We start from the raw sequence: 6829 nt of genomic DNA on the forward strand, positions 1-6829 counted from the left end.
CAATGGCTCGTTAGAAGTCGATGAAATGATAAGTATAAGTTTGTAAGCCAGCGAATTCCATCAGGGCTATAGGGTAAATTTAAGGTAATTTATTAACTATAAGCCGGATACATGACTGCGTTCGATTTTTTGCTGTTATATATTATTTTTTTCTTGCATTATCGGGTAAGTCCATACATGACTATATATAGAAATTAGTAGATCATAATTGGTTTTTTACACAACAAAGCCCATTAATTTCTTGAGTTCAATCAGAGTTTTAGCAGCGGTCATTCTAGCTTTATCCGCTCCGTTATATAATGTAGTTATCAAATAATCTTGGTTTTTCATTAACTCTGTATATTTACCATGAATGGGAGTTAGAGTTGTGATGATAATATCAGCTAGCTCCTCCTTAAATTTGGCAAAACCGGCATTTTGGTACTGATCAACTATTTTGTCAACATTAGTACCAGATAAACTGCAATAAATGTCAATTAAATTGCTAATTTCTGGTCTATTTTGAGGATCATAACTGATTTCCGCTAAATGATCTGTTTTAGCTTTTTTAATTTTTTGGTAAATTTGATCTGGGCTATCATTTAAATTAATACGAGATAAATCAGATGGATCAGATTTACTCATTTTTTTACGACCGTCTTTTAAGCTCATTATTCTTGATGAGCCTTGAATTAATGGTTCAGGTAATTTTAGGACATCCTGATTGAATTTTCTATTGATAATAGCCGCAATATCTCTGGTAAGTTCCAAATGCTGTTTTTGATCATCACCAACAGGTACTATGTCAGCATTATATAATAATATATCAGCTGCCATCAATACTGGATAAGACAATAATCCTAAGCCAGCATTTTCCTGGTCTTTTCCTGCTTTGTCTTTAAACTGAGTCATACGTTTAAGCCAACCAAGTGGGGTAACGCAATTTAATATCCAAGCAAGTTCCGTATGTTCCTTCACCATACTTTGTGCGAATATGGTAGTTTTCTCTGGCACAAGCCCTGTTGCTATATATATGGCAACAGTTTGCAATATAGAAGAGTTTAGTTCTATGGGTGAGCGATCTATAGTAATAGCATGTAAATCGGCTAAAAAGAACAAGCAATTATACTCATCCTGAATCTTAGACCAATTAACAATTGCCCCGAGATAGTTCCCTAAATGTAGATCCCCAGTCACTTGACATCCGGATAGAGCTGTTTTTTTCATTGAATTTCTCCGAATAGTTACTAATTATAGCTATGTAAAAGTAATCTTATACTATATATTTATTATATATCTGTTATATATCTATTCATTATTAACAAATGAGTTAACCAACTATGTTTTGGCGTTTAAGAGTATTAACATTTTATGCACTACTTGCTATATTTACCATTACATTCTTCCTTATATGTTACATACCCGTAACATTTTTCAATGTCAACTATTATATACGATACAGGATAGGGTTTATTTTTTCTCATGTATTTATTTGGCTGGTTAAAATCTTTTGTGGTTTAAAATACCAAGTTGTTGGTCTAGACAAATTACCTACATCACCTTCCATAGTATTGTCTAATCACCAATCATGCTGGGAACAAATATTTGTACAATTAATTATACCTGAACATTCTTGGGTATTAAAAAAAGAGTTATTTAATATCCCGTTATTCGGCTGGGGATTGAAAATGGTTAAGCCAATTGCTGTAGACCGTAATGCTAATATCTCGGTTGGTCAAATTTTAAGAGAAGGACAGGAAAAGATAAAAAGTGGTTTATGGTTGGTTATCTTTCCGGAATCTACTAGATTTAAACCAGAACAAAACGCTAAATTTAAACCTAGTGCAGTAAAATTAGCTTCATTGGCAAAAGTACCGATAGTGATGATGGCACACAATGCAGGGGTATATTGGCCAAGGGGCTTTTGGGTTAAGAAACCAGGGATAATTCAAGTAAAGATAATTGATGTTATCTCGGTAGAGGAAATAGAACAATCTGATGTTCGAGACCTTACTGAAAAGATAGAACAGGTGATTAATACCGAAAAGCAAATATTATTTGAACAAACTCATAAAAATAAATTATAAGAGTATTTATCATCTATTCCTATTATGTTATATTCCATTTTAGGTCTCTCTAATATAAAATGTAATTTATGACAAAATATATGACAAAAACAAAGCAGGAAATTTATAATAGCAGACCAACTTCTCCTCATTTAACAATATATAAAAAACAGATCAGTGCTGTTTTGTCTATTGTGCATCGTATGACGGGGATAGGATTATTTTTTGCACTATCAGTATTGATATGGTGTTTTATTTTATTATCTTTTAGCAAATTTAATCCTGAATATTTACAGTTCTTTAAATGTAGAGTATTTAAAATCCCTCCAATATTTATAAGTTTTGCCTGGTTTTACCATTTATGTAATGGGGTGCGTCACTTAATTTGGGATAGTGGGCGTTGCTTTTCAATAAGAGCTATTAACTTCACAGGCTGGTTTGTTGTAATAGCCTCAATAGTTATGACGTTAGCTTTTTGGTTGTTATAGTCAATTTAATTTATGGTCTCTATATGAATACTAATTTAAGGACAGATTTAGCAAAAGCTAAAGGAGTTGGTTCGGCAAAAAGTGGCTCTAGTCACTGGTTACATCAAAGAATCACTGCTATTATTTTGGCAATTTGCTCTATTTGGCTAATAGTCTTTATTAAATGTAATATTGGCAAGGACTTAACTCATTTTGTTGGTACTTTACAGAAACCTTACAATATTGTGCCTTTGGGCATATTGATTATTACCACCTTCTATCATGCCATGCTTGGTATGCGAGTGGTAATTGAGGATTATATTAGTTGTATCAAGCTTCGTATTGGGTTAATTATATTTTTGCAAATATTTTGTATTATAACGATTGCATTCTTAGTGGTAGCATTATTTTATGCTATACTATAGCTAAATGGATTGCTTCGTCGGCTTTCGCCTCCTCGTAATGACGCTTGGGTTTATAAATCGTCATTGCGAGGAGCCACTTTAGTGGCGACGCGGCAATCCATGAAAGTAATTGCTTAATCGTGTTTCGCTACTCCTTGCTAATAGACTGAATAATATTAGCCGGATTAGCTATAGGTTAAAATTATTTGAGTATTATTTGGAATAAAAGGAATTTATGAATGTCTACTAAATCTTATAATATTGTCCACCATCAATTTGATGTAGTGGTAGTTGGAGCTGGAGGAGCTGGTCTTAGGGCAACTTTTGGTATGGCAAAAGAGGGGTTGAGTACTGCTTGTATTAGCAAGGTTTTTCCCACTAGAAGCCATACTGTAGCGGCACAAGGTGGTATCAGTGCCTCTCTTGGTAATATGGGGCAAGATGATTGGCGTTGGCATATGTATGATACCGTAAAGGGTTCTGATTGGTTAGGTGATCAAGACGCGATTGAGTATATGTGTAAACATGCAGCTGCCGTGGTACTAGAGCTTGAACATTATGGGGTACCTTTTTCACGAACAGAAGAAGGTAAAATTTATCAGCGTCCTTTTGGTGGTATGACGACAAATTATGGCAAGGGGCAAGCTGCCCAAAGAACTTGTGCTGCAGCAGATCGTACTGGTCATGCCATATTACATACTTTATACCAACAAGCTTTAAAAAATAAAGCTCAATTTTTTATTGAATATTTTGCCATTGATTTGTTAATGAATAATGGAGAATGTGTAGGGGTAGTTGCTTGGAATCTTGATGACGGGACAATACATTGTTTTCATTCTCACTTAGTAGTATTAGCTACTGGCGGATATGGTAGAGCTTATTTTTCTGCCACAAGTGCTCATACTTGTACCGGTGATGGAGGGGGAATGGTGGCAAGAAGCTCCATTGCCTTGCAGGATATGGAATTCGTTCAATTCCATCCAACTGGTATATATGGGTCTGGCTGCTTAATTACAGAAGGTGCTAGGGGAGAAGGTGGTTATTTAGTAAATGCCAATGGTGAAAGATTTATGGAACGATATGCTCCAGCCGCTAAAGACCTTGCTTCAAGAGATGTGGTTTCAAGAGCTATTACCATGGAAATCAGAGAAAATAGAGGCGTAGGTGAGCATAAAGATCATGTATTCCTACATTTAGATCATTTGTCGCCGGAAATTCTTCACGAACGTTTACCGGGTATTTCCGAAACAGCAAAGATTTTTGCTGGGGTTAATGTTAACACCCAGCCAATACCGGTATTACCAACAGTACATTATAATATGGGGGGAATACCAACAAATTACCATGGGCAAGTTATTGATAAAGATCAGGATAATCATCATAAAATTATTCCTGGATTAATGTCGATTGGTGAGGCTGCCTGCGTTTCAGTACATGGAGCTAATCGATTAGGATCGAACTCTTTGCTTGATTTAGTGGTATTTGGTAGGGCGGCAGCAAAAAAAGCTGCTGAAATTGTTAAAGTGGGTCAACCACATAAGGTTCTACCTCAATCAATATTGGATAAAATAATTAGCAGATTTGACGGTATACGTCATGCTAAAGGAGAAATACCAGTAGCTGATCTAAGACTCAAAATGCAAAAAATTATGCAAAATCACGCAGCAGTATTCAGAACTCAAGAAGTTCTAGATCAAGGGATAGAGCTGATTGATCAGGCACGAAAGGAATATGCTGATATTCAGATCAATGATAAATCGTTAATATGGAATAGTGATTTAGTGGAAGCACTAGAATTAGCTAATTTATTAGACCAAGCAGTAATTACTATGCATTCTGCTGCCAATAGAAAGGAAAGCAGAGGAGCACATTCTAGAGAAGATTATTTAGAACGTAACGATGAGGAGTGGATGAAACATACACTTGCTTGGATTGACGAACAAGGTAATGTCAAACTAGATTATAAACCGGTAACTCTTACAACTTTAACAGATGAAGTAGCGGCAATTCCGCCAGCTAAACGAGTTTATTAAAAATACAGTTTATGTTATATAGTTTATGTTAAATTCAATAAGCCCAAGTTTAATAAGGCTGAGCCAAGCTTTAAATGAAAAAATATGTCACGATTTTGCAGGGACAATAGGGGTTATAGATAATAGTATTGACTTAATAAAAACTATAGAATATCAAGAAAAAGCTATTAAACTGATTCAGGATAGTACTAATAGGCTGATACGCTATTTACAGTTTTATCGTTATTTATATTCCCTAGCTTCTGAGGATAGCAAGACTTCTATTGTAGAAGTTAATAGATTAGCTACTGATTTTTTAAAATCAAAAAATCATAATATTGAACTAATATTTACAAGGTTATATAGCATAGATATCAATGACCATATAGCCCAGATTATCATCTGTTTAATTGTTGTAGCATCTAATAATCTATCCAAAAATGCTATTATTAAAGTTGAGCTGGAGATACAACATGATAAATTTATTGGTATGAAAATTGTAGTAATAGCCACAAATCTCAAATTTGATAAGAATAAAACAGATATTTTGCTTGGAAAAAGAATTATTAAGGATGTATATCCGAATATCCCGCAAGTATTTGCAGGAGCCAACTCTTCAGATCATTCGAGTATAACTATAGAAAATGTTCACGAATATTACACTTACTACTTAATTACAGAATATGGCTATAAGTTATTGGTCACTCCATTAATCGATTCAGTGGAGTATACTCTTATGCTTTAACCAAACCAATCTATTAGACTAAAAGTGATAGCGTAATGCATAACTGAAGCAAAAACTGCTGCAGCAATATCATCTACCATAACGCCAATACCACCTTTAATATTGGCATCAAGCCAATTTATTGGCCATGGTTTGATAATATCAAAGAACCTGAACAGAGCAAAAGGTAAAGCCAATAAAAAGATAAAATTTAGTACAGGTGAACTTAAATATTTTGTAAGTCCTGAATAATTCATAAAAAAAACGGAAGGAAAGCTTAATATTAATGTTAGCATTTGACCCACTACCTCATCAATCACCACTTCTCTTGGATCCTCTCGCTTACTATAGTGTATGTATATTGAGGAAAAATATGTGCCTAATATAAATAGTAACAGGCAAATCAAAAAAGCGATAATAAAGATACTAATAAGTTCTACTTGCATGGAAAGATATAATATCCAGTAGCACAAAGGGAAAGCAGCCAGAGAGCCAAATGTACCAGGACAATATTTTATTTTACCTATATAGAAAAAAGTTACAATAAATTCTGCAAATTTGTATCTATTAAACATAATAACCCTACTTAATTTAATAGACCTCTTGCATAACCTAAAGATAATTGAGGAATTTTTAGGAAAAACGAAGTCGAGTACCGCAGCGTACTAAGATGTACGTGAGGAACGGAGACGAGTTTTGACAACAAAATTACCAATTAGATTAGGTTATGCAACAGGTCTAATCAGTATATAGCTAATCTGATTAGTTATCCATAACAAACTTGCGTCATTGCGAAGATGCGTAATCCGACAAAGTAATCTTGTTTTGTATAATCCCTGCGTAGGTAGGGATATATACTAGATTCCCGCCTACTCGGGAATGACAATTTACTTTTTTATGTCACCCCTGCGTAAGCAGGTATCCAGATTCCCACTTAAGCGGGAATTACAATGACTTTTGTGAATTTGGCGTAATACGTCAATTCGGGATAAGGTTATAATTTAGAGGAAAGTCGAAATTGCAATTTATGGAAGGTTTATTTTTCTTAAGAGAATAGGCAACTAGTGTAGAAAGTATATGAACAAAAGCATTTATAGGGGATCTGTGTCTAGTATGCTCAAGGTTCATTTTGTTCTTTAAATAATCAAAAACTGTTTCAATTAAATTACGTTTTCTT

The 6829-nt window shown here is 34.3% G+C and carries 8 protein-coding genes; 5 read left to right on the top strand and 3 right to left on the bottom strand.

The features are described 5' to 3' along the window. Nucleotides 1-216: 216 nt before the first annotated feature. Entirely contained in the window at nt 217-1206 is a 990-nt protein-coding gene (trpS, locus tag RiCNE_RS04845; RefSeq protein ID WP_094649477.1) for a tryptophan--tRNA ligase, read from the bottom strand. A gap of 113 nt (nt 1207-1319) precedes the next feature. Between trpS and RiCNE_RS04850 the strand changes: the two genes are divergently transcribed. The 5 genes from RiCNE_RS04850 (at nt 1320) to RiCNE_RS04870 (ending at nt 5673) form a co-directional block, all read left to right on the top strand. Then, on the top strand, nt 1320-2066 hold the full coding sequence (locus RiCNE_RS04850; RefSeq protein WP_094649478.1) for a lysophospholipid acyltransferase family protein: 747 nt from the start codon (nt 1320-1322) through the stop codon (nt 2064-2066). Between the two features lie 80 nt (nt 2067-2146). Continuing rightward, nucleotides 2147-2533 carry a succinate dehydrogenase, cytochrome b556 subunit gene (sdhC, locus tag RiCNE_RS04855; RefSeq protein ID WP_094649479.1) on the top strand — a complete coding sequence of 129 codons (387 nt, stop codon included), beginning with the start codon at nt 2147-2149 and terminating at the stop codon, nt 2531-2533. Between the two features lie 23 nt (nt 2534-2556). Beyond that, complete coding sequence (gene sdhD / locus RiCNE_RS04860; RefSeq protein ID WP_094649480.1) at nt 2557-2937, top strand: succinate dehydrogenase, hydrophobic membrane anchor protein; 381 nt, start codon at nt 2557-2559, stop codon at nt 2935-2937. 218 nt (nt 2938-3155) lie between these two features. Beyond that, nucleotides 3156-4949: a succinate dehydrogenase flavoprotein subunit gene (gene sdhA, locus RiCNE_RS04865; RefSeq protein WP_094649481.1), complete on the top strand. Its 1794-nt coding sequence runs from the start codon at nt 3156-3158 to the stop codon at nt 4947-4949. Between the two features lie 25 nt (nt 4950-4974). Then, nucleotides 4975-5673 carry a hypothetical protein gene (locus RiCNE_RS04870; protein WP_094649482.1) on the top strand — a complete coding sequence of 233 codons (699 nt, stop codon included), beginning with the start codon at nt 4975-4977 and terminating at the stop codon, nt 5671-5673. Here RiCNE_RS04870 and RiCNE_RS04875 read toward each other — a convergent pair. Further along, on the bottom strand, nt 5670-6227 hold the full coding sequence (locus RiCNE_RS04875) for a phosphatidylglycerophosphatase A family protein (protein ID WP_094649483.1): 558 nt from the start codon (nt 6225-6227) through the stop codon (nt 5670-5672). The genes RiCNE_RS04870 and RiCNE_RS04875 overlap by 4 nt on opposite strands. 403 nt (nt 6228-6630) lie before the next feature. Then, the coding region (locus RiCNE_RS04880; RefSeq protein WP_157905643.1) for a transposase at nt 6631-6829 on the bottom strand (199 nt) is incomplete at its 5' end.

This window comes from Rickettsia endosymbiont of Culicoides newsteadi, assembly GCF_002259525.1.
Taxonomy (GTDB): Bacteria; Pseudomonadota; Alphaproteobacteria; order Rickettsiales; family Rickettsiaceae; genus Tisiphia.

What these genes read in the sequence shown, in the direction of transcription:
- sdhC (WP_094649479.1), top strand. Translation starts at nt 2,147, where the DNA reads ATGACAAAAACAAAGCAGGAAATTTATAATAGCAGACCAACTTCTCCT.
- sdhD (WP_094649480.1), top strand. Translation starts at nt 2,557, where the DNA reads ATGAATACTAATTTAAGGACAGATTTAGCAAAAGCTAAAGGAGTTGGT.
- sdhA (WP_094649481.1), top strand. Translation starts at nt 3,156, where the DNA reads ATGTCTACTAAATCTTATAATATTGTCCACCATCAATTTGATGTAGTG.
- trpS (WP_094649477.1), bottom strand. Translation starts at nt 1,206, where the DNA reads ATGAAAAAAACAGCTCTATCCGGATGTCAAGTGACTGGGGATCTACAT.
- RiCNE_RS04875 (WP_094649483.1), bottom strand. Translation starts at nt 6,227, where the DNA reads ATGTTTAATAGATACAAATTTGCAGAATTTATTGTAACTTTTTTCTAT.
- RiCNE_RS04870 (WP_094649482.1), top strand. Translation starts at nt 4,975, where the DNA reads ATGTTAAATTCAATAAGCCCAAGTTTAATAAGGCTGAGCCAAGCTTTA.
- RiCNE_RS04850 (WP_094649478.1), top strand. Translation starts at nt 1,320, where the DNA reads ATGTTTTGGCGTTTAAGAGTATTAACATTTTATGCACTACTTGCTATA.